Annotated in this window: 27 protein-coding genes; 11 read left to right on the top strand and 16 right to left on the bottom strand. The window is 69.4% G+C overall.

Features of this window, described 5'->3' with window-relative positions; translation table 11 throughout:
• The first annotated feature begins 32 nt into the window (after positions 1-32).
• A complete protein-coding gene (locus AC3EO4_RS39865; RefSeq protein WP_431900597.1) occupies positions 33-947 on the top strand; it encodes an NmrA family NAD(P)-binding protein in 915 nt (304 codons plus the stop codon).
• A gap of 92 nt (positions 948-1,039) precedes the next feature.
• On the opposite strand, the gene AC3EO4_RS39860 is transcribed toward AC3EO4_RS39865, so the two are convergent.
• The 15 genes from AC3EO4_RS39860 to AC3EO4_RS39790 form a co-directional block, all read right to left on the bottom strand.
• Positions 1,040-1,666, bottom strand: coding sequence for a DUF1707 SHOCT-like domain-containing protein (locus AC3EO4_RS39860; protein WP_379580664.1), 627 nt, complete (start codon positions 1,664-1,666; stop codon positions 1,040-1,042).
• A 245-nt stretch (positions 1,667-1,911) separates the two neighbouring features.
• A complete protein-coding gene (locus AC3EO4_RS39855; protein WP_379580663.1) occupies positions 1,912-3,276 on the bottom strand; it encodes a serine hydrolase domain-containing protein in 1,365 nt (454 codons plus the stop codon).
• A gap of 307 nt (positions 3,277-3,583) precedes the next feature.
• The gene (locus AC3EO4_RS39850) at positions 3,584-4,792 is read right to left on the bottom strand and encodes a cytochrome P450 (RefSeq protein WP_431900594.1); all 1,209 of its coding nucleotides are present in this window, start codon (positions 4,790-4,792) and stop codon (positions 3,584-3,586) included.
• 377 nt (positions 4,793-5,169) lie between these two features.
• Positions 5,170-5,931: an ABC transporter permease gene (locus tag AC3EO4_RS39845; RefSeq protein WP_379580661.1), complete on the bottom strand. Its 762-nt coding sequence runs from the start codon at positions 5,929-5,931 to the stop codon at positions 5,170-5,172.
• A 9-nt stretch (positions 5,932-5,940) separates the two neighbouring features.
• Positions 5,941-6,747 (bottom strand): ABC transporter ATP-binding protein, encoded by an 807-nt coding sequence (locus tag AC3EO4_RS39840; protein ID WP_379580660.1) that lies wholly within the window; start codon positions 6,745-6,747, stop codon positions 5,941-5,943.
• Positions 6,747-7,160: a DUF1048 domain-containing protein gene (locus tag AC3EO4_RS39835; protein WP_379580659.1), complete on the bottom strand. Its 414-nt coding sequence runs from the start codon at positions 7,158-7,160 to the stop codon at positions 6,747-6,749. The genes AC3EO4_RS39840 and AC3EO4_RS39835 overlap by 1 nt, the downstream gene beginning before the upstream one ends.
• A gap of 2 nt (positions 7,161-7,162) precedes the next feature.
• Positions 7,163-7,492, bottom strand: coding sequence for a PadR family transcriptional regulator (locus AC3EO4_RS39830; RefSeq protein ID WP_379580658.1), 330 nt, complete (start codon positions 7,490-7,492; stop codon positions 7,163-7,165).
• Between the two features lie 165 nt (positions 7,493-7,657).
• Positions 7,658-7,783: a hypothetical protein gene (locus tag AC3EO4_RS39825; protein WP_379580657.1), complete on the bottom strand. Its 126-nt coding sequence runs from the start codon at positions 7,781-7,783 to the stop codon at positions 7,658-7,660.
• 412 nt (positions 7,784-8,195) lie between these two features.
• Positions 8,196-8,618, bottom strand: coding sequence for an SHOCT-like domain-containing protein (locus AC3EO4_RS39820; protein WP_379580656.1), 423 nt, complete (start codon positions 8,616-8,618; stop codon positions 8,196-8,198).
• A 12-nt stretch (positions 8,619-8,630) separates the two neighbouring features.
• Positions 8,631-8,888, bottom strand: coding sequence for a hypothetical protein (locus AC3EO4_RS39815; RefSeq protein WP_431900588.1), 258 nt, complete (start codon positions 8,886-8,888; stop codon positions 8,631-8,633).
• Complete coding sequence (locus tag AC3EO4_RS39810) at positions 8,888-9,265, bottom strand: DUF2089 domain-containing protein (RefSeq protein ID WP_431900586.1); 378 nt, start codon at positions 9,263-9,265, stop codon at positions 8,888-8,890. Before AC3EO4_RS39810 ends, AC3EO4_RS39815 begins: the two co-directional genes overlap by 1 nt.
• Before the next feature lie 185 nt (positions 9,266-9,450).
• Positions 9,451-9,636: a hypothetical protein gene (locus AC3EO4_RS39805; protein WP_431900583.1), complete on the bottom strand. Its 186-nt coding sequence runs from the start codon at positions 9,634-9,636 to the stop codon at positions 9,451-9,453.
• A gap of 187 nt (positions 9,637-9,823) precedes the next feature.
• Positions 9,824-10,498 (bottom strand): response regulator, encoded by a 675-nt coding sequence (locus AC3EO4_RS39800; protein WP_379580653.1) that lies wholly within the window; start codon positions 10,496-10,498, stop codon positions 9,824-9,826.
• Positions 10,495-10,761, bottom strand: a complete 267-nt coding sequence (locus AC3EO4_RS39795) for an ATP-binding protein (RefSeq protein ID WP_431900581.1) — start codon at positions 10,759-10,761, stop codon at positions 10,495-10,497. The genes AC3EO4_RS39800 and AC3EO4_RS39795 overlap by 4 nt, the downstream gene beginning before the upstream one ends.
• A gap of 160 nt (positions 10,762-10,921) precedes the next feature.
• Positions 10,922-12,301, bottom strand: coding sequence for an FAD-dependent monooxygenase (locus AC3EO4_RS39790; protein ID WP_431900578.1), 1,380 nt, complete (start codon positions 12,299-12,301; stop codon positions 10,922-10,924).
• Positions 12,302-12,641: 340 nt separating this feature from the next.
• Between AC3EO4_RS39790 and AC3EO4_RS39785 the strand changes: the two genes are divergently transcribed.
• The 3 genes from AC3EO4_RS39785 (at position 12,642) to AC3EO4_RS39775 (ending at position 15,043) form a co-directional block, all read left to right on the top strand.
• Positions 12,642-13,049, top strand: a complete 408-nt coding sequence (locus AC3EO4_RS39785) for a hypothetical protein (protein ID WP_431900577.1) — start codon at positions 12,642-12,644, stop codon at positions 13,047-13,049.
• Between the two features lie 183 nt (positions 13,050-13,232).
• Positions 13,233-14,381, top strand: coding sequence for a sensor histidine kinase (locus AC3EO4_RS39780; RefSeq protein WP_431900574.1), 1,149 nt, complete (start codon positions 13,233-13,235; stop codon positions 14,379-14,381).
• Positions 14,378-15,043 carry a response regulator transcription factor gene (locus tag AC3EO4_RS39775; RefSeq protein ID WP_379580648.1) on the top strand — a complete coding sequence of 222 codons (666 nt, stop codon included), beginning with the start codon at positions 14,378-14,380 and terminating at the stop codon, positions 15,041-15,043. Before AC3EO4_RS39780 ends, AC3EO4_RS39775 begins: the two co-directional genes overlap by 4 nt.
• A 288-nt stretch (positions 15,044-15,331) precedes the next feature.
• Here the strand turns inward: AC3EO4_RS39775 and AC3EO4_RS39770 are convergent, their stop codons facing one another.
• Positions 15,332-15,778, bottom strand: a complete 447-nt coding sequence (locus AC3EO4_RS39770) for a pyridoxamine 5'-phosphate oxidase family protein (RefSeq protein ID WP_431900571.1) — start codon at positions 15,776-15,778, stop codon at positions 15,332-15,334.
• 287 nt (positions 15,779-16,065) lie between these two features.
• On the opposite strand from AC3EO4_RS39770, the gene AC3EO4_RS39765 reads away from it, so the two are divergent.
• The 7 genes from AC3EO4_RS39765 (at position 16,066) to AC3EO4_RS39735 (ending at position 25,552) form a co-directional block, all read left to right on the top strand.
• A complete protein-coding gene (locus AC3EO4_RS39765) occupies positions 16,066-17,235 on the top strand; it encodes a globin domain-containing protein (RefSeq protein WP_431900568.1) in 1,170 nt (389 codons plus the stop codon).
• A 133-nt stretch (positions 17,236-17,368) separates the two neighbouring features.
• Positions 17,369-20,983 carry a nitrate reductase subunit alpha gene (locus tag AC3EO4_RS39760; protein WP_379580788.1) on the top strand — a complete coding sequence of 1,205 codons (3,615 nt, stop codon included), beginning with the start codon at positions 17,369-17,371 and terminating at the stop codon, positions 20,981-20,983.
• Positions 20,983-22,533, top strand: coding sequence for a nitrate reductase subunit beta (gene narH, locus AC3EO4_RS39755; RefSeq protein ID WP_379580645.1), 1,551 nt, complete (start codon positions 20,983-20,985; stop codon positions 22,531-22,533). The genes AC3EO4_RS39760 and narH overlap by 1 nt, the downstream gene beginning before the upstream one ends.
• Positions 22,530-23,243: a nitrate reductase molybdenum cofactor assembly chaperone gene (gene narJ, locus AC3EO4_RS39750; protein WP_431900565.1), complete on the top strand. Its 714-nt coding sequence runs from the start codon at positions 22,530-22,532 to the stop codon at positions 23,241-23,243. Before narH ends, narJ begins: the two co-directional genes overlap by 4 nt.
• Entirely contained in the window at positions 23,240-23,929 is a 690-nt protein-coding gene (narI, locus tag AC3EO4_RS39745) for a respiratory nitrate reductase subunit gamma (protein WP_379580643.1), read from the top strand. The genes narJ and narI overlap by 4 nt, the downstream gene beginning before the upstream one ends.
• Positions 23,926-24,138, top strand: a complete 213-nt coding sequence (locus AC3EO4_RS39740) for a hypothetical protein (protein WP_379580642.1) — start codon at positions 23,926-23,928, stop codon at positions 24,136-24,138. The genes narI and AC3EO4_RS39740 overlap by 4 nt, the downstream gene beginning before the upstream one ends.
• Positions 24,131-25,552 (top strand): nitronate monooxygenase, encoded by a 1,422-nt coding sequence (locus AC3EO4_RS39735; protein ID WP_379580641.1) that lies wholly within the window; start codon positions 24,131-24,133, stop codon positions 25,550-25,552. Before AC3EO4_RS39740 ends, AC3EO4_RS39735 begins: the two co-directional genes overlap by 8 nt.
• Position 25,553: the final 1 nt, after the last annotated feature.

Below are 25,553 nucleotides of genomic sequence, written 5' to 3'. Positions count from 1 at the left end.
CTCAGCTACTCAGCTACTCAGGAGAGCGACCGATGGTTGCCGGCAACCTTGTTCTCATCGCTGGCGCCGGTGGCACGGGCCGTACGGTGCTCGACCAATTGCGCGCGCAGGACGTGCCGGTGCGCGCGATGGTCCGCCGTGATGACGAGCGTGCGGCCGAGTTGCGCGCCCTCGGCGCGGAGGTCGTCGTCGGCGATCTGACCCGACCCGAGAACGTCGCGGCCGCGCTGGAGGGTGTCGGGCGGATGTACTTCGCGATGCCCGTGTCGCCTGACCATCTGCTGGCGGCGACCGTGGTGGCCACCGTGGCGCGGGAACGCGGGGAGCTGGAGGCTCTGGTGGGCATGTCACAGATGGCGGTGTCGGAGATGGCCGCCACCGGCACCGGCACCGCGGAGTCGCACCAGCACCGGCTGCACTGGCTGGCGGAGCAGGTACTCGACTGGTCGGGCCTGCCAGTGGTCCACATCCGGCCGACGGTCTTCCTGGAAAATCCGCTGTTCACCACGCTGGCGGCACAATCGATCAGGGAGAACGGCACGATCGCGCTCCCGTTCGGCACCGGGCGCACGGCGCCGGTCGCCGTGGACGACGTCGCCCGGGTGGTCGCCACCGTGCTCCGCGACCCGGCCCCGCACATCGGGCACGCCTACGAGCCGGCCGGGCCACGCATGCTCGACATGACCGAGATGGCCGAGGAGTTCTCACGGGCATTGGAGCGCCCGGTGTCCTATGTGGACGTGCCGCTGGACCGGTGGCGGGCCGAGGTGCTCGCCAAGGCGGGTCTGCCGCCGCACGTTGAACAGCACCTCGCCACCATCTTGGTCCGACTGCACCAAGAGAACCGTTACGACGCCGCGTCCGACGACGTCGAACGCGTGACGGGCGTACCTGTCCAAACGATCGAGGCGTTCGTGGCCGCTCGCAGGGACTTCTACCTGGGCTGAGCCGGGTGTGAGACACCTCGGCCGCGCACTGGCCGCGGCGATCGCTTGTGCTCTCACCCCGGCCATCAGCGTCTCGTGGCCGGCTGCTCATCTCAGCGGCGGAGCGGCGGCGCCTGCCACCGGGTGTCGAGCCGGCCGTGCCGCATTCGGCCTACCAAGCGGACGTGCAGCGTCTCCGGCGTGCTGTCGCCCCCGTCCCTGCTGATCGCCAGCGTGCTGTGCCGCACCGACAGCTCGTTGGCGTCCACCACCATGCCCGGCGCGAGGACCAACTCCACGGTGCCGCCGTTCACCCGCAGCTCGATGACCAGCTCGGGCGCGCTTTGCACCGCGCTGGTCAGGTCCAGCACCACCTCGCACCACGCGGTGCGCAGCGCCAGCCGGTGCGGCAGCGTCCACCGGCCCTCACGACGCACCGAGCCGTGACGCTCCTTGATCGTGAGCCGTTCGGCGGCCGGCGTCCCAGCGTGCGGGAGCGTGAGTGCGACGTCGCCGCCTGGCACCGCGACCAGATCGGTGATGAGCGGGGCCAGCGCGTCGATGGTGCGGGCGGTCAGCGCCGCGTCCAGCCGCTCGTCGAACTCGACGGGGTCGAGCCGGCCGTCGGCGACGGCGATGCGCAGCAGTTCGGTGACGCGGTCGCGGTCCGCATCGGACGCGCGCAGCGCGGGTGAGCTGGACTTTTCCAGACCCTGCGCGTGGGTCGCCTGTCTCGTCATCGGGTTCTCCCTTCGTTAGCCCGTGGCGGTGTCACTCGCGGGACACCCGCACCTCGGTGCCGGACTCGTCGACGTCGACGATGGCCTCGCCAAGCTCCTCGATGTGCTGTGCTGACGCCTACCGGCGCCTCCTGGACGCTGATCTCCCCCGCCGCAGGCGGTCGACGGCGCCGACGCCGGGGATGGCGTGCCGGTCTGCCGGCTCCCGCAGGGTCTCCTGGGGGTCCGTCACGCGAGGGCTGTCGTCATCCGAGGCAGGACCGGACGGCCCTGGCCAGGTTCGACGCCCGAGGGTCGTCGGGCCGGAAGTTCCAGAGGTTCGTGACGTAGCCGAAGCCGACACCGGCATCGGGGTCGGCGAAGCCGATCGATCCGCCGGAGCCCGGGTGGCCGAACGACCCCGACCCGGCCATCGGCAGCGGCGGGCAGGCCCGCCAGAACCCGAGCGACATGTAGAAGGAGCGGTCAGCCGGGATGTTCAGCCCCGGCGGCAGCCCGTGCATCGGCGTCTTGTCCGTCTGGACGGCCGTCATCTTCTCGACTGTCGAGGGATCGAGCAACCGCACCCCGTCGACGTCGCTGACCGTGGCGGCATACATCCGCGCCAACGATCGCGCGTCCGCGAGCATGTTCGCGGCTGGGAACTCAGCCGCGCGCCAGGCACGCGTGGTGTGATAGTCGGACGTGTTGTCCAGGGCGCCGCCGAGCTCGCCGGCGCGGGCCTGGACCGAGCCCGGACCCCACACGGCCTTCACCCATGCGGTGACCGTGTCCGCATCGAGCCCGGTGGTCGCGATCAGCCCGGCCGTCAGCTCCTCCACGCTGAACGGAGCGGCGTAGTGGATCCGGGCCACCCGTTTCTCCTGCTTCTCAGGCAGCCCGATCCAGGCGCTCAGGCCGAGCGGGGCGGCCACCTCCTCGGCGAAGAACCTGCCCAGTGACTGGCCGGAGATCCGGCGCACGACCTCCCCGACCAGGAACCCGAACGTGACGCTGTGGTAGACGTGCTCGGTGCCCGGCTGCCAGAGCGGCTTCTGCGCCTCGAGCGCGCGGATGACCGGGTGCCATGCGCACGCCTGCTCGAATGTCAGCGGCCCGTCGACGATCGGCAGACCTGCCTGGTGTGACAGCAACCAGCGCACCGGGATCTGCTCCTTGCCGGCAGCGCCGAACTCCGGCCAGTACTGGGCCACCGGGGCGTCCAGATCCAGTTCACCGCGCTGTGCCAGCATGTGGGCGCAGATCGCGGTGGCGCCTTTCGTCGTGGATGCGACCTGGACGATGGTGTTCTTGCGCCATGGGCGGCTCGCCTCGCGATCGGCGAGGCCGCCCCACAGGTTGACGACGGGGCGGCCGCCCACGTAGACGCTGCACGCCGCGCCGACCTCACCGGGGTGTCTGAAGTTCGCGCGGAACACGTCGGCGACCTTCCCCCAGCCGTGCTCGACACCGTGCTCGGCATCGTCACCGCCACCGCGTACGGAGGCGTTGCCGCGGCCGGTGAGGGCGGCGTGTGCGCCGGCGAGCGCGCCGGCACCCACCACGCCCTTCAACACGGTTCTGCGCCCGACATGTCCCTGTTCGGGTGTCCCGCTTGTCGTATCTTCCATACCGTATTCCTTTCTCAAGACCTGAAATGTAGGAATTTGCACTTCGATCGACCGGGACGGCCGTGTCACTGGATCGGTGCGTTGCGGCGTGCCAGGAGTACGAGCAGCCTTCGTCGAAGGCGCACACGGGCGGCCGGTTCCATGCCGTCGTGTCGCTCCGGCTCGCCCTTGGTGGTCCTGCCGCGGAACGCGAGCCGCCCCCGTCAGGGGGCGACCGGAATACGGGCACAAACGGGCCGCGGACGCGACCGCCGCAGGCGAGCAGCCACAGCGGCCGTGGGCGACCTCACCGGTCACCGGCTCGCGATCACGCGTCCCAGGTGACCGGGAGGCTCTTCACCCCGTAGATGTCGGCGGCCTCCGGGCGCAGGGCGACCTCTTCGGCCGGTACGGCCAGGCGCAGCGTGGGGAAGCGGTTGAGGAGTGCGGGGAAGGCGACGCGCATCTCGACGCGGGCGAGTTGCTGGCCCAGGCACTGGTGGACGCCGTGGCCGAAGGACATGTGGCCGCCGTCCTGCCGGTGGAGGTCGAGCGTGTGAGGGTCGGAGAAGCGCTCGGGGTCGCGGTTGGCGGTGTTGAGGGACAGGATGACGGTCGTGCCGGCCTTGATGGTGTGGCCGCCCAGCTCGACGTCCTCCAGCGCCACCCGGTAGAACTGCTTGGCGACGCTCAGGTACCGCAGCAGCTCCTCCACCGCCTGGTCGGTGAGCGTGGGGTCGGCGCGTAGCGCGGCCAGCTGGGCCGGGTTCCGCAGCAGGGCGAAGGTGCCCAGCGCCAGCATGTTCGCGGTGGTGTCGAACCCGGCCGCCAGCAGGATCAGGGCCATGCCCTTCAGTTCCTCGTCGGTCAGGTCGCTGTCGGTGAGTTCGCTGAGTATGTCGTCGGTGGGGTTGGCGCGCTTGGCGGCCACCAGCTCAGCGAGGTACTGCTGCACCGAGGTGTAGGCCGCGATCAGGTCCTCGTCGCCGGCCTCCCCGCTCATGAACGTGTCGATGTTCTCCTGGAAGGAGCCCCGGTCCTCGTACGGCACGCCCAGCAGCTCACAGATCATGATGGCGGGGACGGGCTTGGCGAACGCGGTCACCAGGTCCACCGTCGGCCCGGCCTTCTCCATGGCGTCCAGATGCTCGGCGGTGATCTGCTCTACGCGCTCGGTGAGCAGCCGCATCCGCCGTACGGTGAACTTGCCCACCAGCGGCTTGCGGTACCGGCTGTGCTGCGGCTCGTCCATGAGGAGGAACTCCCCGGGCGGCGCCGGAGGGACCTCGATGTCGCCGTAGTCGATCAGCGGGTGGTGGCTCATGAGCTCCTTGCGCGAGCTGAACCGCGAGTCGGCCAGCACCGACCGGACCAGGTTGTAGCCGGTGACCAGCCACCCCTCGTGCCCGTCGGGGAAGGGGAAGCGGCTGATGGGGCCGTGCCGGCGGGCCTCGATCAGCTCCTTGGGCGGGTCGAAGGGACAGCCGGACTGACGCGCCGTCGGCATCGTCGTGACGGTGTGGAGGGATTCAGTCATGATCTTCCTTGTCTCGCGATAGGACGTGTTGTGTGAAGCTCGAAGGGTGCGTTGCAAGGGATATGCCGATCCGCGTCGGCGGCGGCGTGCGTCGCCCCGGTCCACCACGACATCGGGGTGACATCAGTACCTGGTGGGGGGATCGGCCCACCCACGATGGAGGCCGTTCGTCACTCGCACCGGCAAGGGTCAGCGGCTGCCGCATGCGCTCTGGGTGGTCCGCTCACAGCCCGGTGCTCATCTCGCGCCAACTCCTGGAAGCCTCCGCCCGGCAGCGGAGACAAGCCGAGGAGGGGCTGGGCTTGTTCAGGGCAACCGCGCCGCGATCCGCCTGTCCGCCACGCTCATCGAGATCAGGCCGAGCCCGGCGATACGGCCTAGGAGATCTTGCGCCGGTAGGTGTTCATGGCGAAGACGTACGCGACGATGAGGATGCCGACACACCAGGCCAGGGCGATCCAGATGTCGGTGCCGACCGGCTGCTGGGTGAACAGGTCGCGAAGGGCGTTGACGATAGAGGTCACCGGCTGGTGCTCGGCGAAGAAGCGCACCGGGCCGGGCATGGTGTCGGTGGGCACGAACGCCGAGCTGAGGAACGGCAGGAAGATGAGCGGGTAGGAGAACGCGCTCGCGCCGTCCACGGACTTCGCGGTGAGACCGGGGATGACGGCGATCCAGGTCAACGCCAGGGTGAACAGGATCAGGATGCCGGCGACCGAGAGCCACGCCAGCACTCCCGCCCCCGAGCGGAAGCCCATGAGCAGGGCGACGAGCACGACCACCACGAGCGAGATCAGATTGGCGACCAGCGAGGTCAGCACGTGCGCCCACAGCACCGACGACCGCGCGATCGGCATGGACTGAAAGCGCTCGAAGATGCCGCCCTTCATGTCCATGAACAGCCGGAACGCGGTGTAGGCGATGCCCGAGGCGACCGTGATCAACAGAATGCCGGGCAGGAGGTAGTTCACATACGAAACCGACCCTGTGTTGATGGCGCCGCCGAACACGTAGACGAACATCAGCATCATGGCGATCGGCATGAGCGCGGTCGTGACGATGGTGTCCACGCTGCGCGTGATGTGGCGCAGGGAGCGTCCCAGCAGGACGGCGGTGTCGCCGAAGAAATGCTTGCTCATCGTTGCTCCTTACTTGCGTACCGAGATGCGGTGTTCGCCGGTGTCGCCGTCCTTGCCGTCGGCGCCGACGAGCGCGAGGAAGACGTCCTCAAGCGTCGGCTGCTTCTCGACGTACTCGACCTTCGCGGGCGGGAGCAGCTGCTTGAGCTCGGACAGGGTGCCGTTCACGATGATCCGGCCCTCGTGGAGGATCGCGATCCGGTCGGCGAGTTGTTCGGCCTCGTCCAGGTACTGCGTCGTGAGCAGCACCGTCGTGCCCTGGGCGGCGAGTTCCTTGACCGCCTGCCACACCTCGATGCGCGCCTGGGGATCGAGCCCGGTCGTCGGCTCGTCGAGGAAGACGACCGGCGGGTTCCCGATGAGGCTCATCGCGATGTCGAGGCGGCGGCGCATGCCACCCGAGTACGTCGACACCTTCCGCGTGCCGGCGTCGGTCAGCGAGAAACGCTCGAGCAGGTCATCGGCGATCTTGCCGGGATTCTTGAGATGCCGTAACCGGGCGACCAGCACGAGGTTCTCCCGCCCGCTGAGGATCTCGTCGACGGCGGCGAACTGTCCGGTGAGGCTGATGGACTCCCGCACGTCCGCAGCCTGCGTGGCCACGTCGAAACCGTTGATGCGGGCCGTGCCCGCATCGGCCTTGAGCAGCGTGGACAGGATCTTCACGGCCGTGGTCTTGCCCGCCCCGTTCGAGCCGAGCAGGGCGAAGATGCTGCCCCGCGCCACGGAGAAGTCCACGCCGCGCAGCACCCGCAGTTCCTTGTACGACTTCTCCAGGCCTTGCACCTGTATCGCCTGGGCTTGCTGTGTCGTCATCACTCTGTCCTGTCTTGTCGTGTGGTGTCTTCGCCGGCGGCGCGTTCGATGGCGCTGGTGAAGCGGTTCCGCTCCCGGCTTCTCCACTGTCCGGCCGGATAGTTGGCCACGAACGCCTCGACGAACTCCACGGGGTCTTCGCCGAAGATGTCGCGGATCGGGGTTCCGTCCGCCGCGCTCTGTTCGAACAGATCGACGAGGTCCTCGTACATCGCCATCGCGCCGGCGCCGTCCGCCGGTCCGAGGAGCATCAGGTAGCGCTCCAGCGCCTCGGCCGCCGTGCGGTAGTTCTGGGGAAGCTGCTTGATGCGCGCTTTGTACTGCCGGTAGCGCCGCTTGTCCTCCAGCGGCCCGGTGACCATCTCCAGGTACTGCAAATAGCGGCTCTTCGGCTCGTTCGACTGTGCGGCCATGTCTACTTCCCTCCTGTGCGGAGCTGTTCGAGCCTCTCGGCCAGGAAGCTCCAGGTCCTCCAGAACTCTTCGAGGTACTCCCGTCCCTGAGCGTTCAGGGAGTACACCTTGCGCGGGGGCCCCTTCTCGGACGGGACCTTCTCCACGTCGACCAGTCCGCGCTGCTCGATCCTGACCAGCAGCGCGTAGATGGTGCCCTCGGCGATATCGGAGAAGCCCTGATCGCGCAGCCACGCCGTGATCTCGTAGCCGTACGCGGGCCGGCCGGACAGGATCGCCAGGACGATGCCCTCCAGCGTTCCCTTGAGCATCTCGGTCACGAGCTTGCCCATGGACCACCTCCTTTCAGCTACCTCGTACCGCTAACTACCGGTATAAAGTAACACTGACTACTGGTACTTAGCAACGCCGAATAGCTGAGGCGCAAGCCGAGACTGCAGGCGTGTGGATGGAGGCGGCCTGATCGTTGCTCGTGAGCGAGCCCGCCACCGCCCCCCTTAGGGGAAGACGTACTGCGTCAACGCACCGGAGAGTTCGATCCTCGGCTTCGCCGTCGCGGACGCGGCGGGAGCGCCTGCGGCGACGGGTGCGGCCGCGAGCGCCGCAATCGCTGACCTGTTCATGGCATCCACCATCGCCGGCCACGCTGATACCGGGCCGCCACCGTGCTGACACGGCCGCTGACACGACACCGAGGCAGACCTGATCGCCGCCGGGACCTTGGCCGGCCTTGCGTGCCTCCCGATGCGGCAGCGCGCAGCACCTGCAGCGTCTTGTCTGACTTCTCCGGGCCCCTGCACGTGAATCGCGGGCCCGTCGTCACGGCTCGTCACCCGTGACGCGATCGATGGTGGTGGTCAGCCGTTCACGCTTGCGGCTGATCCGCTGACCTTCGGGGTGGTTCGGCGAACTTCGCAGGGGCCTCCCCGACGACTTCGCGGATCGGGGTTCCGTTCGCCGCGCCCTGCTACGGCAGGTGCGGCCTCGGGAGGGTGTTCCAGCACCCCCTCAGGGGTCCGTCCCACTGGACGACGCTTACTCGCAGAAGACACGCAGGTGGCCATCGGGCTGCTCGAGCTCCACGATCGTCTCGTCGAGGTGCTCTACGAGCGCCTCGAGGTGCTCGGGCTTGAGCTGCGTCAGGTCGAACGGCACACCCGACTTGCTCAGCTCGGCGTTGGCCCGATCCAGTGCCTGCGGCGGGATCAGGGCCGCCAGCTGTACGCCGGCCCGCAGCAGTTGCAGCGGTATCCGCACGTTGAGCCGCCCCGACTCGCCGTCATCGAGGAACTCCATCACCACCCGCAGGTACTTCGCCTTGCCTTTCGGCCGGGCGGCCGGACCGGCCGCCGTCGGCGGCTGGTCCCGTTCGAGCGCGGTGATGAGCCGCTCCGCCTCCTCTGCGGTGATCTTGCCTTCGGCCAGCATGTCGAGGATGTCCTTGCGATGTTCGTTCATCGAAGACCCTTCCTATCGGATGGCTACGAGCACGGCCGTACGGCTGTACTCCATGTCGACCCGGGTGCCGGGCAACGCGCAGACCACGCGCCAACCGGTGCCGAACGCCCGCACCACGCTGACGCCGAACATGAGGCAGGCCACGACCGCCCCCAGGACAGCCAGGACCACGACCGGTGTAAGTACGAGCACCACGGGAAGTACCGGCACCCAGATCCGGATGGCACGATGGTCCGGGCGTTTGACCCGTACGGTCAGCAACTGCGGCATCACGTGCGCCCCTCCAGTTCGGACAATGCCTGCTGGGCGGTGATCTCGCCGCGGCGCAACCGATCGAGGACCTCGGTCGGCGGCGGTGCCGGATCGGTCTCGACGAAGTCGAGCATCTGCGTGATCCGGTTCAGTCGAGCTTTGATCGTCGGGTAGCTCACCCCGAAGATCCGTTCCATCTGCTTGATGGAACCGTGGCACTGCACGAACGCCGTGACGAAGACCTGATCCTCGACATTGAGCTGAGCCAGTTGCGGTAGCTCGAACTCGCCCTCGATCGCGACGCCGTTGTCTGCCAGGCGCACCCGCTCGACGAAGAACGGCCGGCCCCGGGTCAGGTTCGTGAGTTCCTGCCAGTCCATCGCCTGATCTGTCATACCTTAAGTTATACCCGGCGAGATATTAATTTTGAAGAGATCCGCCTTAATTTTCTTAATCATCTGCGCCTTCTTCGGGTTCCATGCTGGTCCGCCGCCCTGCGTGGCGGAGTGTCAGCCTCGCCGCAACTGCCGACGCCTTCCTCGCCACCCCGCGCACGGCCAACCCCAACACCCATCCGCGCCTACGCCTCGGCCATCGACCGCACCATCGACCGCCTCGGACGCGACCGGCCGTCGGCCGAGGTCACCGACGCGGCGCCCCCCTGGGGACGCGTGGGCCCGGGATGCTGATCGAACCAGCCTGGCGGGTCGTTGAGGAGCATCAGCAGCCGCACGCGGATGGGGATCAGCCTGTCGATGAGTTCCACGTACAGCTGCTGGGTCTCCGGCTCCGGAGCGCCCGCCCTCGGAGAGACTCCAGATCATGAACATGATCGGCTCGTGGCCGCTTCTGGCCGGATCTCGGCCGGACCCGGAGGAGGCCACGAAGACGGCTCGGCGGCAGGACCTCGGCGGCGAGGGATCTGCGCGACGCTGGAACGGTTGGGACCGATCTCAGCCTTCCGCCAACCCATGCCGGTAGGCGTAGCGCGTCGCGTCGCTGCGGCTACGAGCTCCAATCTTGGCGAAGGCGTTGTTGATGTGCGTCTTGACCGTCGACTCGCCGATGAACAGCGACGTGGCGATCTGCTGGTTGGTCATGCCTTGCGCGATGAGCTTCAGAATCTCGATCTCCCGGGGGGTGAGCCCGCCGGGGTTGCCCCAGCGATCCGGCGGGACGGGGTGGAGCGGGCCCAGCCGTAGCATGGCCGCCACAAGGCGCCGGGAGACGGCGGTGTCGAAGGTGGACTGACCGGACGCGGTGGCACGGAGAGCCGCTGCGATCTCGGCTCGGCCGGCGTCCTTGGTCAGATAGCCGCGGGCGCCTGAACGAAGGGCCGCCGCGATCGAGTCATCGTCGGCGTACGTGGTCAGGACCAAGACCGCGACCTGTGAATGCTGCCGGGTGATGCGCTGTGTGGCTTCCACCCCGTCCATCACCGGCATCCGCAGGTCCATCAGCACGACGTCGGCAGAGGTTTCCGCCAGCAGCCGAAGCGCGCCCTCGCCATCGCCCGCCGCACCGACGACCTCGACGTCGTCCAGCAGCCCGAGCAGGGCCACCAGGCCCTCCCGGACGATCTGCTGGTCATCGACAACGATCACGCGGATCACCGTGGTGTCACTCACGCCGGTACCTCCGCGACCACCTGCCAGCCACCCCGCTTTTCCGCAGCGGTGAGTCGACCGCCCACGAGGGCGAGTCGTTCGCGCATGCCGGTCAATCCGTACCCCACAGGACCCGCGCTGCGGTGGCCCTCAGCCGGGTCGGGAACGGACTCGTTACGGACCACGAGGTTCACGGTGTCGACGCGGTACTCGAGCCGAACCGTGATCGCGGCGTGCGGGGCGTGCATGGCGGCATTGGTGAGCGCCTCCCGCGCGGTGCGCACCCGATTTCGGTGAGCATGCCCGAACGGGCCGTCAGCGGGGCGGCCACCATCATGATCGTGCCGACCAGTCGCTCAACCCGCCATCCCGGTGACGGGTAGACCCGCCAGGACGGCCGTTTCGCCTGGCGCGGCGTGTCGATCATGTGGCCGACGTCCCCGCTCAGACCATGGCCAGGTAGCCGGCGAGCTCGCTGGATGAGTCGGTGGCGATCCCGATATATCCGTCCGGCCGGATGAGGGTGTGACGCACGTCGCCGTACGGCTCGGCGGTGGCGTACGCCCGCACCTGCGGGCCGTTCGGCACCCTGGGCGCGGGTTCCGGCGAGAGCAGCGTGAAGTGCGGGCCCCGCAGCAGGTCGAACATGCGCGCCCGACTGCCGTCGGCCAGGCGCAGCGGCCCGTCGGGCACCCGATCCCCGCCCTTGCGGGCCAGCGAAGCGCCCCGGTAGCCGACCTGCAACTGGTAGGTCTCCTCGTCGCGCTTGTAGGTCTTCTTGTCGTGCAGGTCGGTGCTGAGGCCCAGCACCCGAGCCGCGATCGGGCGGCGTTCCTCCTCGTAGGTGTCCAGCAGCGACCGCGGCGCTCCGGCGAGCACACGCGCGAGTTTCCAGCCCAGGTTGTAGGCGTCCTGCACACCGGTGTTGAGGCCCTGCCCGCCTGCGGGCGAGTGCACGTGGACGGCGTCTCCGGCCAGGAAGACACGACCGTCCCGATACCTGTCGGCCAGCCGGATGTTGACCCGGTAGAGGGAGGACCACAGCAACTCGGTGATGCGCACCCCGCGCAGCATCGACCGCTCGGCAAAGACCCTCTGAAAGCCGGACAGCGTCAGATCCGGCGTCATGCCCGGCTTGAGCGGCGCGAGCACCTGAAAGGTGTCGGTGCCGGCCATCGGATACAGCGCCACCATGCCCCTGCCCGGCCGGACCCAGACGTGGATATGGTCACGGTCGAGCCCCTCGACACGTACGTCGCCAAGCGCCATCCGCTCCTCCTCGCGGGTCTCGCCGACGAAGCCGACACCGAGCGCCTTGCGCACGAAGCTCCTGCCGCCATCGGCCGCGACCAGGTAGTCGGCCCGCACCGTCACCCCTGTGCCCAGCCTGGCCGTCACACCTTGCGCGTCCTGCTCGAAGCCGGTCAGCTCCGCGCCGTACTCCACCTTCCCGCCCAGCTCTGCCAGCCGTTCACGCAGGACCTCCTCCGTGCGCCACTGTGGATGCATCACCACCATCGGGTACGGCACGCCGTCGGTCGCCGCGGCGGGCTTGTGCATGCGACCCTGATACACCGCCACTCTGCCGATCCTCACCCGCAACGGCGGATAGACCGTCGCGGCCGCCACCACGCGGTCGATCACTCCGAGGTCGTCGAAGATCTCCTGCGTGCGGGGCTGCAACCCCTTGCCCTTCGAACCCAGTGACGGCTCCGGCGCCCGTTCCACGATGCGATGGTCGATCCCGCGCCTGGCCAGTTCTGCCGCGAGCGTGAGCCCCGTGGGCCCGCTACCGACGATGAGCACGTTCGTCTTCTCAGCCATGGCCCGACCGTGCCAGGCCGCGCTGCCATATCTCTGTCACCGCTCTGCCGGAACCGTCACGGGCGAACGTCGGCACGCCCTGAGGGGTTGGTGAAGGCGTTGTCGTTCCACACCTCGCCCCCCGTGTACAGGTTGACCAGCGCGGCGCCGGTGGTCTTGCCACGGCCTCGTGCGGTCGGTCGAGACCTGATGCCTACTCCCTACGGTGTAGTGCGTACGGCGAACGGTGCAAGGTCACGTGACGATCAACGGACGACGCGCTCCCGCTGCGGCCCGGCCTAGCGTTTCTCGTCGAGATGGCTGGATGAGAACTGGAGGAATCGCCATGAGCAAGAGAGCGATGACTGCGATCGCCGGGCTGAGCTTGACGGCCGGTTTGCTGGGATCGACCGGCGCGCCGGCTGGTGCCCAGGCCGGCACGGCCGGCGAGGCCACCGCCGCGATGGCCGCGCCGAAGCCGCCGAAGGGCGCCAGGGCGGTGGTTCAGGTCAGCCCCAATCCCACCACCAAGCGCCGTCAGGAGGTGACGATCACCGGCCACTGCGGCGGCGGCAAAGGGCTCAAGGCCGTGCTCGCCGGGCTCGACAGGGAGCACCCGGTGCTAGAGAACATCCGCATCATTGAGGACAACCCGCAGGGATTCGTGGCGAAGGCGACCCTCGCCCCCACGATCGGTAACGGCGTCGGTCCTGTTTTCGTCGACTGTGGCGGCGAGGCAGGCGTGACCCTCCTGGTCACCCACGTCTGATCCGAACCTTCCCACCCGGGCTGGTAAACAGATCCCGAGCTTCCGCGGTCCTCGAGCCCGCCGGTCCACGCGGCCACGGAAGCCGAACACGCCGGCGGCGTCGCCCATGTGACCACCTGGGCGACGCGGTCCGGTACGCCCCGGCCCGGCGTCACCCGTCACCCCTCGAGAAAGGGGCTCCGCATGGCCGAACCGCCCCCACGACGCGAACCCGCTCCTGTCCGGCATTTTGCCTGGATCGCCGACATCACGCTCGCCGCCCTCACTCTGGTCTTCTTCGTCGCCGTAGCCCTCGCCACCGGGGTGCACAGCCCCTGGCGGGGCACGATCCCCCTCGCCCTGCTTCTCGGGGTGCTCCTGCTGGTCAGACGCCGCTGGCCGATGACCGTGCTGCTGCTGTCGATCGGCGGGATCTTCGTCTATCACCTCACCGGACATTGGTCTCCCGCCGGCTGGATCTGGCCGGCCGCGGTCGCCTACTTCACCGCCGCCACCACGCCACGCGTGCGCTGGGTGGCCGCCATCGGCCTGGCCCAACTGGTCTACTCCGCGGTCGACTTCCGCTTGGTCCTGGACAGTAACCCGACCCGCTACCTGGTCCACGTCGCGGGGGAAGGACTGCTCCTGGCGATCCTCATCGCCGCGGGCCTCACCTACGCCGCCGCGATCCGCTGGCGCGAACAGCTGCGCGGAACCGACAGCCGTGCCCGCGCCGCCGAGGAACGGCTGCGCGTCTCGCACGAAGTACACGACATCATCGCGCACACCCTGGCCGTCGTCGGCGTGCAGCTCAATGTCGCCGCCGACACCCTCCAGGAGGACCCGGCCGCGGCCGCCGCCGCGCTACGCCTGGCAAAGGACGTCAGGAACCGGGCGATGACCGACCTCCGCTCCCTCATCACGATCCTGCGCGACGACCCAGCTGACACCGCACCCCAGGCGGATCTGGCCTCCTTGGACACGCTCATCGCCGATGCCCACGCCGCCGGGCTTGAGGTGACCCTCGACGAACACGGCGACCCCTCGGCCGTCCCCGCCATTCCCGCCATCGCCACCTACCGCGTCGTACAGGAGTCCCTCGCCAACACGCTCAAGCACGCGGGAGCGAGCAAAGCCAAGGTGACGATCGGCTACCAGCCGCGCTCGATCACCGTCGAGATCACCGACAACGGCCGCAGCGTGCCAGGCGGCGCCGAGGTCACCGAAGGCCATGGCCTGGCCGGCATGCGCGAGCGAGTGAGCGCACTCGGGGGCGCGCTCACCGCAGGACCCGTCCCCGGCGGCGGCTTCGCCGTGCGGGCCGACATCCCTGTGGCAGGCTCGACGGCATGACGATCAAGGTGCTCCTCGCCGACGACCAGGCACTCGTACGGGCCGGCTTCCGCAGCCTGCTGGCCCGTTCCCGGGACATCACGGTCGTCGGCGAAGCACAGGACGGCGACGAAGCCGTACGGCTGGCCGCGAGCGCAAGCCCCGACGTGATCCTCATGGACATCCGCATGCCGGGCACCGATGGGATCACCGCCACGCGCCGCATCGTCACCAACCCGACCACTCTGGGCTGTCGCGTCATCATCCTCACCACGTTCGATACCGACGAACACGTCTTCGCCGCCCTGCGCGCCGGAGCCAGCGGCTTCCTCACCAAAGAGGTCGAACCCGCCGACCTTCGCCGGGCGGTTGCCGCCGTCGCCGGCGGAGATGCGCTCCTGTCGCCGGGCGTGACCCGCCGCGTCATCGAGCAGTTCGCCCACCGGCAGGACCTCGCGCCCAGTGCGGGGCAGCGGCTGGCCGCCCTTACCTCCCGGGAACGGGAGACGGTCAAGCTCGTGGCGCTCGGACTCTCCAATAACGAGATCGCCGAGCGCCTCGTCATCAGTCCGCTCACTGCCAAGACCCACATCACCAGGGCCATCGCCAAGCTGAACGTGCGCGACAGGGTCCAGTTGGTCATCCTGGCCTACGAGAGCGGCCTGATACGGCCCGGCGCGTGACATCGGAATCAAAGCTCAGCCACCGACCGGGCCCGGCGGCTGGAGCGCCGCAAGAGCGCCCGCTCCAGCCCGCGCGCCCGGCTGGAGACGCTGTTCACCGACAATCGGCACGCCCTGCGAGAACGCGCGCTCTGGAGGCTGCTGTATGAGAAGGCCGCCCGCGCCGAGGAGATCCCCACCCTGAACGTCGAAGACTTCGACCCCGAGTTCCGCCGTGCCCGCGTCACCTCCAAGGGCGTTGCGATCGAGTACGTGCACCGGGCCACAGGCCGGGCGGCTCCTTCGACCTCAACCCTGCGCGCGTTGCGGGGTCGTTGCCCCGTTGGAGTGTGTCGTGATGCGGCGGCCGGAGATGTGCTCGGCCTCGATCACGATGTAATGGTCCCTGCTGCCCGGTGCCCAGGTTGTCAGCGGCAGCGCCGCCAACCAGGCGATCTCGTCGGGATCGGTCACCTCCCGCGCCTGTCCCACCGCGGTGACCGACCAGCCGGTGCGAAGCTTGGGATCGAACTCGTCGGCTTCGAAGGCCACCACGGCACGTCGGGTGGCGGCTGCCAGCTTCGACCCGATCGAGGTACGGATCACGATGGACTGACCGTCGAGATAGAAGTTCACCGGCTGGACGGCAGGCAGGGCGCGATCGGTGAACACGATCCGCCCGATCGGGGTTGAGGACAGCAGGTCGAGGCACTCCTCGCGAGTGAGCACCTGAAGTCCGGACGCATCGAGCTGCATACTCTTCAGAATCCTTCGTCGAATCCCCTCCGCGGCAGGGGCGAAGGTCCCGACTTCCTTGCCGATCGGCTTGCGATCGCGAGCGCGCCTTGGAGAACACTCCACTATCCGGCCCGTCGCCTGGCCCGGTAGGGACCAAAGTCCCGACCGGAGAAGATCTTGTGTCCTGTTAGGGACTTTCGACCCTGCAAGTGCGGACGTTCGCCCGGTGAACGGCCTGCTTCGGACTCTTAGCCTGGTTCGGGCCCGCAGTCGCGGGCTGCCCTCCCCTGCTCTCTGGAGACTTCATGCTGTCCGCTGAATCAGCCGCGATCGTCCGTGCCACGCTGCCGATTGTCGGAGCCTCCCTTGAGGCCATCACGACGCGGTTCTACGACACGATGTTCAGCGAGCGACCGGAGCTGCTGGACGGCCTGTTCAATCGCGGTAACCAGGCCAACGGCGAGCAGCGCAGGGCGCTGGCCGGCTCCATCGCCTCGTTCGCCACCATGCTCCTGGACCACCCTGACGAGCGGCCCGACGCCCTGCTCGCCCGCATCGCGCACAAGCACACCGCGGTCGGCGTCACCGACGACCAGTACGTGATCGTCCACAAGTACCTGTTCGGCGCCATCGCCGAGGTGCTGGGCGATGCCGTCACCGCGGAGGTCGCCGCGGCCTGGGACGAGGTGTATTGGCTGATGGCAGGCGCACTGATCGCGCTGGAGGCTCGCATCTACGCCGAGGCCGGCGCCCGCAACGGCGACACATGGCGGCAGTGGCGGGTCATGGCCCGCCAGGACGAGACCTCGAACGCGGTCTCGTTCCTGCTGCGCCCCGCCGACGACGCCCCGGTGCCGCCCGCGTGCCCCGGTCAGTACGTCAGCGTCCGCGTCCGCATGCCCGACGGCGTGCACCAGCTGCGCCAGTACACGCTGTCGAACGGGGGCGAAGACCGGTTCCGCAGGATCACGGTCAAGCGCGTGGACGGCGACCCCGCCGGCGAGGTGTCCACGCTGCTGCACACCACCGTGCGGCCGGGCGACGAGCTGACCCTGTCGGCTCCCTTCGGCGACGTGACGCTGCAGGACGGGGACGCGCCTTTGGTGCTCGTGTCCGCGGGCATCGGCTGCACGCCCATCACGGCGATGCTCGACCACCTGGCCGCCACCGGCTCGCGCCGACGCGTTCTCGTCCTGCACGCCGACCGCTCTCCGGCCGAGCACGCGCTGCGCGAGGACATGCTGCGGCTGGCCACCGAGCGGGTCTTCTGGTACGAGAGCGGCGCGGCCGCCCCCGACCGCGACGGCCTGATGGACCTGGACGGCATCAAGATCCCGGCCGGCGCGGTCGCCTATCTGTGCGGTCCTGTGCCGTTCATGCGTGACATGCGCGCCCGGCTCCTGACGGCGGGGGTGGCGGCCTCCGACATCCACTACGAGGTGTTCGGCCCCGACCTGTGGCTGGGGGCCAACTGAGGGTCCATCGGACCGGCGACGAGGGACTTTGGTCCCTGCCGTGCCAGGGCGGCGAGCCCGAATCTTGATCTGTGTCCGCTGTTCCCCCTGTAGCGAGGAAGATCCTGTGACTGATGTCGACTCCACCCCTGGCATGGGGCCGTTGCTCGCTGCCCGTGCGTTCTTCACCAGGTCCGAGGTGTCGGCGGACGGCCGCACCCTGCACCAGATAGACCCGAGCAGTTGGGACCGCTTCTACCGGGACCGGTGGGCGCACGACAAGGTGGTGCGCTCCACCCATGGCGTGAACTGCACGGGCTCGTGCTCGTGGCAGGTGTTCGTCAAGGACGGGCTGATCACGTGGGAGCACCAGGCGACCGACTACCCGTCGGTCGGGCCGGAGTCGCCGGAGTACGAGCCGCGCGGCTGCCCCCGCGGCGCGTCCTTCTCCTGGTACACCTACTCGCCGTCACGAGTGCGGTACCCGTACGTGCGGGGCGTGCTTCTGGAGATGTGGCGCGAGGCCAAGGCCAGGCTGGGCGATCCGGTGCTGGCGTGGGAGGAACTGACCGGCGACCCCGAGCGGGCGCGAGCCTACAAGCGGGCGCGCGGCAAAGGTGGATTCGTCCGCTCCAGCTGGGAAGAGGTCCTGGAGCTGATGGCCGCGGCGCATGTGCACACGGTCAAGGAGTACGGCCCCGACCGAGTCGTAGGGTTCTCGCCGATTCCGGCCATGTCGATGGCGTCGTTCGCGGCCGGGACGCGGTTCCTGTCGATGATCGGCGGCACGCTGCTGTCCTTCTACGACTGGTACGCCGACCTGCCGATCGCCTCCCCGCAGGTGTGGGGCGACCAGACAGACGTCCCCGAGGCTGCCGACTGGTGGAACTCCCGCTACCTCATCATGTGGGGCTCCAACATCCCGGTCACCCGCACACCGGACGCCCACTTCATGACCGAGGCCCGCTACCAGGGCACCAAAGTCGTCGCGATCAGCCCCGACTACGCCGACAACGTCAAGTTCGCCGACGACTGGCTGGCGCCGCACCCGGGGACGGACGGCGCGCTGGCGATGGCGATGGGCCACGTGACGCTGACGGAGTTCTTCCGCGACCGGCAGGTCCCCTACTTCACCGACTACATCCGCAAATACACCGACCTGCCGTTCCTGGTGACGCTGGAGCGGCGCGGCGACGCTTACGTGCCGCGCCGCTTCCTGACCGCCGCGGATCTCGGCGCGGAGAGCGAGCACGCCGCGTTCAAGACCGTCTTCCTGGACGAGGAGACCGGTGAAGCGGTCGTGCCGAACGGCTCGCTGGGCTTTCGCTGGGGCCAGGAGGGCGAAGGCCGCTGGAACCTCGACCTGGACGGCGCCAACCCGGCGCTGACGCTTCTCGGGCGCCGCGCGGTCGAAGTCGATCTGCCGCGCTTCGACGAAGGCGCCACCGAGGGCGGCTCGGTCATGCGCCGCGGCGTGCCGGTGGCCGAGGTGGCGGGACAGCTCGTCACGACGGTGTTCGACCTGCTCATGGCTCAGTACGGGGTGGCCCGCGACCTGCCAGGAGACTGGCCGGCGAGCTACGAGGACGCCTCGCAGCCGTACACCCCGGCCTGGGCGGAAGAGATCACCTCGGTCCCGGCCGCCACGATCGCCAGGATCGCCCGCGAATTCGCCCGCAACGCCGAGCGCACCGAGGGCCGGTCGATGATCGCGATGGGCGCGGGCACCAACCACTGGTTCCACTCCGACCAGATCTACCGCGCCTTCCTCACGCTGGTGCTGCTGACCGGCTGCCAGGGCGTCAACGGCGGCGGCTGGGGCCACTACGTCGGCCAGGAGAAGGTCCGCCCGATCACCGGCTTCCAGCACCTGGCCTTCGCCTTCGACTGGCAGCGGCCGACCCGGCACATGGCCGGCACCGCGTTCTGGTACCTGGCCACCGACCAGTGGCGTTACGAGCAGATCCAGGCCGACGAGCTGGCCAGCCCGCTGGGCGAGGGCATGTTCGCGGGCCGGTCGTTCGCCGACTGCAACGCGCAGGCCGCGCGGCTGGGCTGGCTTCCCTCGCATCCGACGTTCAACCGCAACCCGCTCGCGCTCGCCGACGAGGCCGCCGCGAAGGGCATCCCGGTCGCCGAGCACGTGGTGAACGAGCTGACCTCCGGCCGGCTGCGCTTCGCCGCCGAGGACCCAGGCGACCCCGCCAACTTCCCCCGTGTGCTGACCGTGTGGCGGGCCAACCTGCTCGGCTCCTCCGGCAAGGGCAACGAGTACTTCCTGCGCCACCTGCTCGGCACCGACGCCGAGACCCGCAACGAGGAAGGCGTTCACCCCGTCGAGGTGACCTGGCGCGAGGGGGCCGCCGAGGGCAAGCTCGACCTGCTGACCACGATCGACTTCCGGATGACATCCACGGCGCTGTTCTCCGACGTCGTGCTGCCGGCCGCCACCTGGTACGAGAAGCATGACCTGTCCAGCACCGACATGCACCCGTTCGTGCACGCCTTCAACCCGGCCATCGCCCCGCCCTGGCAGACCCGCGCCGACTACGACGTCTTCCTCGGCCTCGCCGACACGTTCTCCGAGCTGGCCGCGGAGCACCTCGGCAGGCGCACCGACGTGCTGGCCGTCCCTCTCACCCACGACACCCCCGACGAGCTGGCCCAGCCCGGCGGCCGGGTGCGCGACTGGAAGCACGGCGAGTGCGAGCCGATCCCTGGCAGGACCATGCCGAAGATCATCACCATCGAGCGCGACTACGCGGCCGTCGGCAAGCGCGTACGCGGCATCGGGCCGCTCTTCGCCGACCTCGGGCTGACCACCAAGGGCATCACCTACCGGGTCGAACCCGAGCTGGAGTATCTGGGCGGCAAGAACGGCGTCACCCCCGAGGGCCGCATCTCGCTGGACACCGCCGACCGGATGTGCGAGGCCATCCTCGCGTTGTCCGGCACCACCAACGGCCGGTTGTCCACGCAGGGCTTCGAGACACTGGAGAAGCGCACCGGCACCAAGCTCGCCGACCTGGCAGCCGAGCACGAGGGAAAGCGCATCACGTTCGCCGACACGCAGTCCAGGCCGCAACCGGTGATCACCTCACCGGAGTGGTCCGGATCGGAGACCGGCGGGCGCCGCTACTCCGCCTTCGTGATCAACGTCGAGCGGGACAAACCGTGGCACACGCTGACCGGCCGCCAGCAGTTCTTCCTCGACCACGACTGGATCATCGAGCTGGGCGAGCAGCTGCCGGCGTACCGGCCGCCGCTCAACATGCACCGCCACTACGGCGAGCAGGCCGACGGTGGGGCGGCCGAGGTCACCGTGCGCTACCTGACCCCGCACTCCAAGTGGTCCATCCACTCCGAATACCAGGACAACGCCTACATGCTCGCCCTCTCGCGCGGCGGGCCCACGATCTGGATGAGCGTCGAAGACGCCGCCACGATCGGAGTCGCCGACAACGACTGGATCGAGGCGTACAACCGTAACGGCGTGGTCGTGGCCAGGGCGGTCGTCTCGCACCGCATGCCGGCCGGGACCGTGTACATGTACCACGCGAAGGACCGCAACGTGAATGTGCCGCTCACCGAGAGGTCAGGCCGGCGCGGCGGCGTGCACAACTCCCTCACCCGGCTGCTGCTCAAGCCGAGCCACCTCATCGGCGGGTACGCGCAGTTCACCTATGCCTTCAACTACTACGGGCCGACCGGCAACCAGCGTGACGAGGTCACGGTGATCCGCCGCCGCGACCAGGAGGTGACCTACTGATGCGGGTGCTCGCTCAGGTAGCCATGGTGATGAACCTGGACAAGTGCATCGGTTGCCACACGTGCTCCGTCACGTGCAAGCAGACCTGGACCAACAGGGACGGCGTCGAGTACGTCTGGTTCAACAACGTCGAGACCAAGCCCGGCGTCGGCTACCCCAAACGCTACGAGGACCAAGAGCGCTGGCACGGCGGCTGGACGCTGGATGGGCGCGGCCGGCTCAAGCTCCGCGCCGGCGGCCGCATCAAGCGCCTGCTCAGCCTGTTCGCCAATCCGGATCTGCCGGACCTGGACGACTACTACGAGCCGGCCACCTACGACTACGACACCCTCATCAACGCCCCCGCGGGGCCACACGTCCCGGTCATTCGCCCCAAGTCCGCCATCACCGGCAAGGACATGGCGATCACCTGGGGCGCGAACTGGGAGGACGACCTGGGCGGCGCCCCCGAGTACGCCGGCGCCGACCCCAACCTCGCGGCCATGGTGGAGAAGGTGAAGATGGAGTTCGACAAGACCTTCATGTTCCACCTGCCGCGCATCTGCGAGCACTGCCTCAACCCGGCCTGCGTCGCCGCCTGCCCGTCCGGCGCGATGTACAAGCGCGAGGAGGACGGCATCGTCCTGGTGGACCAGGACCGCTGCCGCGGCTGGCGCATGTGCGTGTCGTCCTGCCCGTACAAGAAGGTGTACGTCAACCACAAGACCGGCAAGGCCGAGAAGTGCACGTTCTGCTTCCCCCGCATCGAGGCGGGACAGCCGACCGTGTGCGCCGAGACCTGCGTCGGGCGGCTGCGCTACATCGGCCTCGTCCTGTACGACGCCGACGCCGTCCTGAACGCCGCCCGCGTCGCCGACCCGAGCGACCTGCTGGAGGCGCAGCGCCAGGTGTTCCTCGACCCGGAGGATCCCGAGGTGGCCGCGGCCGCCCGGGCGAGCGGGATCAGCGAGGACTGGATCCAGGCGGCGCGCCGCTCGCCGATCTACCGGCTGGCCATGCGGTACCGGGTGGCGCTGCCGCTGCACCCCGAATACCGCACGCTGCCCATGGTCTGGTACATCCCGCCGCTGTCACCCGTGCTCGACGCCGTCACCAGCGTGGGCGCCGACGCCGACGACCCCGACAACGTCTTTCACGCCATCACCGACCTGCGCATCCCGCTGGAGTACCTGGCGAGCCTGTTCTCGGCCGGGGACATCGAGGTCGTGGCCGGGGTGCTGATGAGACTGTCGGCCATGCGCGCCTACATGCGGGCCCGCACCGTTGACGGCAGTGTGGCCACGCACCTGCTGGAGGCGGCCGGGATGACGGCGGCCGACATGGAGGAGATGTACCGGCTGCTGGCCGTCGCCAAGTACGACGAGCGCTATGTCGTGCCCGCCGCACACCGCGAGGACGCCGCCGCGCTGTCCGCCCAAGCGGACGGGTGCAGCCTGGACGGCGACGGCGGGCCCGGAATGAGCGAGTTCCACCCGGCCGGCGTGACCGGGCGCCGCGGCGACGGGCGCGTGGGGCTCAAGCTCTTCGTCGGCAAGGGAGACGCGGCATGAAGCTCCGCACCTGGCCCCGCCGCCTCGCGCCCGCAGGGCCGCGCCGGCACAGCGAGCCCGGCCGGCGCGCACTGCCCGAGCTCGCCCCGCCGGACCGGGCGATGCTGTTTCGACTGGTGTCGCTGCTGCTTCAGTATCCCGACCCCGAGCTGATCGCCGCCCGGGAGGAGCTGGGCGAGGCGGTGCGCCGGCTGCCGGAGTCGGCGGCGCGCGAGTCGCTGACGCGGTTCGTCGAGTGGTTTCGCACCACCGAGCCGATGGCGCTGGCGCGCGCCTACGTCGAGACGTTCGACCTGCGCCGCAAGTCCAGCCTCTACCTCACCTACTACCTGCACGGCGACACCCGCCGCCGCGGCATGGCCCTGCTGACGCTCAAGCAACGCTACCGGGTGGCCGGGCTCACCCCGCCGGACGGCGAGCTGCCGGACTTTCTCCCCGTGGTCTGCGAATTCGCCGCCCTGTCAGGTCCTGCCACCGGCGAGGCGCCGCTGCGCCAGCACCGCAAGGGTCTGGAGCTGATCCGCACCGCGCTGCACGACGGCGGCTCGCCGTACGCGTGGGTCCTCGACGCGCTCTGCGCCGAGCTGCCCGGCCTGTCGGAGGCCGAGCGGGCCGCGGTGGCCGATCTCGCGCTGGCGGGCCCGCCCGCCGAGGAGGTTGGTCAGGCCCCCTTCGGTCCGCCCCTGAACGCATTGGAGGTGCGGCCGTGAGCGTCGCGCTCTGGGTGGTCGTACCCTACGTCGCCCTGACGATCTTCGTCGTCGGTCATGTCTGGCGCTGGCGCGTCGACCAGTTCGGCTGGACCACCCGCACCACGCAGGTGCTGGAGAGCCGGCTGCTGCGGCTCGGCTCCCCGCTGTTCCACCTCGGCGCGTTCGCCGCCATCGGCGGTCACGTGCTCGGCCTGCTCGTCCCGAAGAGCCTGACCGAGGCGGTCGGCGTCGACGAGCACCTCTACCACCTGGTGTCGGTGAGCGCCGGCACCGTAGCGGGGCTCATGGTGGTCGCGGGGCTGGGACTGCTGCTGGCCCGCCGCTTCACCAGCGCGCGGGTGCGCCGCACCACCACCCGCGCCGACAAGGTCCTGTTCGCCGTGCTGGCGGCGGTGATCGTGCTCGGCATGACCGCGACCGTGGGCAAGAACCTGGTCGGCGGCGGCTACGACTACCGCGCCACCATCGCCGTCTGGTTCCGCGGCGTCCTGACCTTCCGCCCCGACCCCGCCCTGATGGCGGACGTGCCGCTGGTCTTCCAGCTGCACGTGCTGTCGGCCTGGCTGCTGGCCGCGATCTGGCCGTTCACCAGGCTCGTCCACGTGTGGTCGGCGCCGATCGCGTACCTGTGGCGGCCATACGTCGTCTACCGGCGGCGCACCCCGCTCGACGTGCGCCGATGACCGGCATCCAGCGTGACACGGGCGCTTTCGTCACTACACGGGTGCCCACCCCGAAGTTGGAGGACTGTGTGCTGTCCATCGCCGATCACTTCGCCGAGGCGTTCCACGCCGAGCATCGCGAGCACATGCTGGCGATCCGCGACCTGGCCAGAGAGACGAACGCCGACGTGCTGACGTGGGCGCGGACGATGCGGGCGTGTCGTGTCTGAGGCCGCGCTCCCCGTCCTGATCCAGGGTGGCATGGGCGTCGCGGTGTCCGGGTGGCGGCTGGCGCGCGCCGTCGCCCGGACCGGGCAGCTCGGCGTGGTGTCGGGCACCGCGCTGGACGTCACTCTGGCCCGCCGGCTGCAGCGCGGCGACCCTGGAGGGCACCTGCGGCGGGCGCTGGCCTGCTTCCCGGTGCCGGCGATCGCCGAGCGGGTGCTGGGCCGCTACTTCGTGCCCGGCGGGACGGCGCCAGGGCAGCCGTACCGGCCGGTGCCCCGGCTCGGGCTGCGGCCCAATCCCGCCCGCGACGAGTTGATCGTGGTCGCGAACTTCGCCGAGGTCTTCCTCGCCCGGCAGGGGCACGACGGCCCGATCGGCGTCAACTACCTGGAGAAGATCCAGCTGGCCACGCCGGCCGCCGTCTACGGGGCAATGCTGGCCGGCGCCGACTATGTGCTGATGGGCGCCGGCATTCCGGCGGAGATACCGCACGTGCTCGACGAGTTCGCCGCGCACCGCCCGGCTGAGATCACGGTCGCCGTGGCCGGCACCGACGGCACGCGGCACGCGATCGGCCTCGACCCGGCCGCGCTGCTGCCTCGCCCCGCCGAGCCGCTGCGGCGGCCGAAGTTGCTGGCGATCGTCTCCTCCCACGTGTTGGCCGCCTACCTGGCCCGGTCCCCGCAGGCTCGGCCCGACGGGTTCGTCCTGGAGACGCCGGTGGCCGGTGGGCACAGCGCGCCGCCGCGCGGCCGCCTGTCACTGGACGCGGCCGGCGAACCTGTGTACGGCCCGCGCGACGAGGTCGACGTCGGCAAGGTCGCGGCGCTCGGATTGCCGTTCTGGCTGGCCGGAGGCTACGGCACGCCCGAAGGGCTGGCCCGGGCGCTGGCCGCTGGGGCCACCGGCGTCCAGGTCGGCTCGGCGTTCGCGCTGTGCCGTGAGTCCGGGTTCGACGACGAGCTCAGGCGCCGCCTGCTGCGCGAGGCCACCGCCGGCGCTCTGGAGGTCCGCAACGACCCGCGCGCGTCGCCTACCGGCTTCCCGTTCAAGGTCGCGCGGGTGCCCGGGACCCTGTCCGACCCCAGCGTCTACGAGGAGCGGCCCCGGCTGTGCGACCTGGGATACCTGCGCACCCCGTACGTCAAACCCGACGGCGCGATCGGCTACCGCTGCTCCGCCGAACCCGTCGATACCTACGTACGTAAGGGCGGACCTGCCGAGGAGGCCACAGCTCGCCAATGCCTGTGTAACGGGCTGACCGCCGCCATCGGGCTCGGCCAGACCCGCGGCGACGGCTACCGTGAGCCCGCCCTGCTCACGCTGGGCCAGAACGCCGCCTTTCTCGACGGGCTGCCCGAGAACCACTCGGCCGCTGACGTCGTGCACCGCATTCTGCTGGGAGCACCCGCATGAC

The sequence above is a fragment of the Nonomuraea sp. bgisy101 genome (assembly GCF_057708945.1).
This window is presented reverse-complemented; position numbering and strand designations above follow the sequence as displayed.

What these genes read in the sequence shown, in the direction of transcription:
- AC3EO4_RS39770 (WP_431900571.1), bottom strand. Translation starts at nt 15,778, where the DNA reads ATGCAGCTCGATGCGTCCGGACTTCAGGTGCTCACTCGCGAGGAGTGC.
- AC3EO4_RS39840 (WP_379580660.1), bottom strand. Translation starts at nt 6,747, where the DNA reads ATGACGACACAGCAAGCCCAGGCGATACAGGTGCAAGGCCTGGAGAAG.
- AC3EO4_RS39860 (WP_379580664.1), bottom strand. Translation starts at nt 1,666, where the DNA reads ATGACGAGACAGGCGACCCACGCGCAGGGTCTGGAAAAGTCCAGCTCA.
- AC3EO4_RS39825 (WP_379580657.1), bottom strand. Translation starts at nt 7,783, where the DNA reads ATGAACAGGTCAGCGATTGCGGCGCTCGCGGCCGCACCCGTCGCCGCA.
- AC3EO4_RS39845 (WP_379580661.1), bottom strand. Translation starts at nt 5,931, where the DNA reads ATGAGCAAGCATTTCTTCGGCGACACCGCCGTCCTGCTGGGACGCTCC.
- AC3EO4_RS39780 (WP_431900574.1), top strand. Translation starts at nt 13,233, where the DNA reads ATGGCCGAACCGCCCCCACGACGCGAACCCGCTCCTGTCCGGCATTTT.
- AC3EO4_RS39820 (WP_379580656.1), bottom strand. Translation starts at nt 8,618, where the DNA reads ATGAACGAACATCGCAAGGACATCCTCGACATGCTGGCCGAAGGCAAG.
- AC3EO4_RS39790 (WP_431900578.1), bottom strand. Translation starts at nt 12,301, where the DNA reads ATGGCTGAGAAGACGAACGTGCTCATCGTCGGTAGCGGGCCCACGGGG.
- narH (WP_379580645.1), top strand. Translation starts at nt 20,983, where the DNA reads ATGCGGGTGCTCGCTCAGGTAGCCATGGTGATGAACCTGGACAAGTGC.
- AC3EO4_RS39855 (WP_379580663.1), bottom strand. Translation starts at nt 3,276, where the DNA reads ATGGAAGATACGACAAGCGGGACACCCGAACAGGGACATGTCGGGCGC.
- AC3EO4_RS39760 (WP_379580788.1), top strand. Translation starts at nt 17,369, where the DNA reads ATGGGGCCGTTGCTCGCTGCCCGTGCGTTCTTCACCAGGTCCGAGGTG.
- AC3EO4_RS39740 (WP_379580642.1), top strand. Translation starts at nt 23,926, where the DNA reads ATGACCGGCATCCAGCGTGACACGGGCGCTTTCGTCACTACACGGGTG.
- AC3EO4_RS39865 (WP_431900597.1), top strand. Translation starts at nt 33, where the DNA reads ATGGTTGCCGGCAACCTTGTTCTCATCGCTGGCGCCGGTGGCACGGGC.
- AC3EO4_RS39815 (WP_431900588.1), bottom strand. Translation starts at nt 8,888, where the DNA reads ATGCCGCAGTTGCTGACCGTACGGGTCAAACGCCCGGACCATCGTGCC.
- AC3EO4_RS39785 (WP_431900577.1), top strand. Translation starts at nt 12,642, where the DNA reads ATGACTGCGATCGCCGGGCTGAGCTTGACGGCCGGTTTGCTGGGATCG.
- AC3EO4_RS39830 (WP_379580658.1), bottom strand. Translation starts at nt 7,492, where the DNA reads ATGGGCAAGCTCGTGACCGAGATGCTCAAGGGAACGCTGGAGGGCATC.
- AC3EO4_RS39835 (WP_379580659.1), bottom strand. Translation starts at nt 7,160, where the DNA reads ATGGCCGCACAGTCGAACGAGCCGAAGAGCCGCTATTTGCAGTACCTG.
- AC3EO4_RS39850 (WP_431900594.1), bottom strand. Translation starts at nt 4,792, where the DNA reads ATGACTGAATCCCTCCACACCGTCACGACGATGCCGACGGCGCGTCAG.
- narJ (WP_431900565.1), top strand. Translation starts at nt 22,530, where the DNA reads ATGAAGCTCCGCACCTGGCCCCGCCGCCTCGCGCCCGCAGGGCCGCGC.
- AC3EO4_RS39765 (WP_431900568.1), top strand. Translation starts at nt 16,066, where the DNA reads ATGCTGTCCGCTGAATCAGCCGCGATCGTCCGTGCCACGCTGCCGATT.
- AC3EO4_RS39775 (WP_379580648.1), top strand. Translation starts at nt 14,378, where the DNA reads ATGACGATCAAGGTGCTCCTCGCCGACGACCAGGCACTCGTACGGGCC.
- AC3EO4_RS39810 (WP_431900586.1), bottom strand. Translation starts at nt 9,265, where the DNA reads ATGACAGATCAGGCGATGGACTGGCAGGAACTCACGAACCTGACCCGG.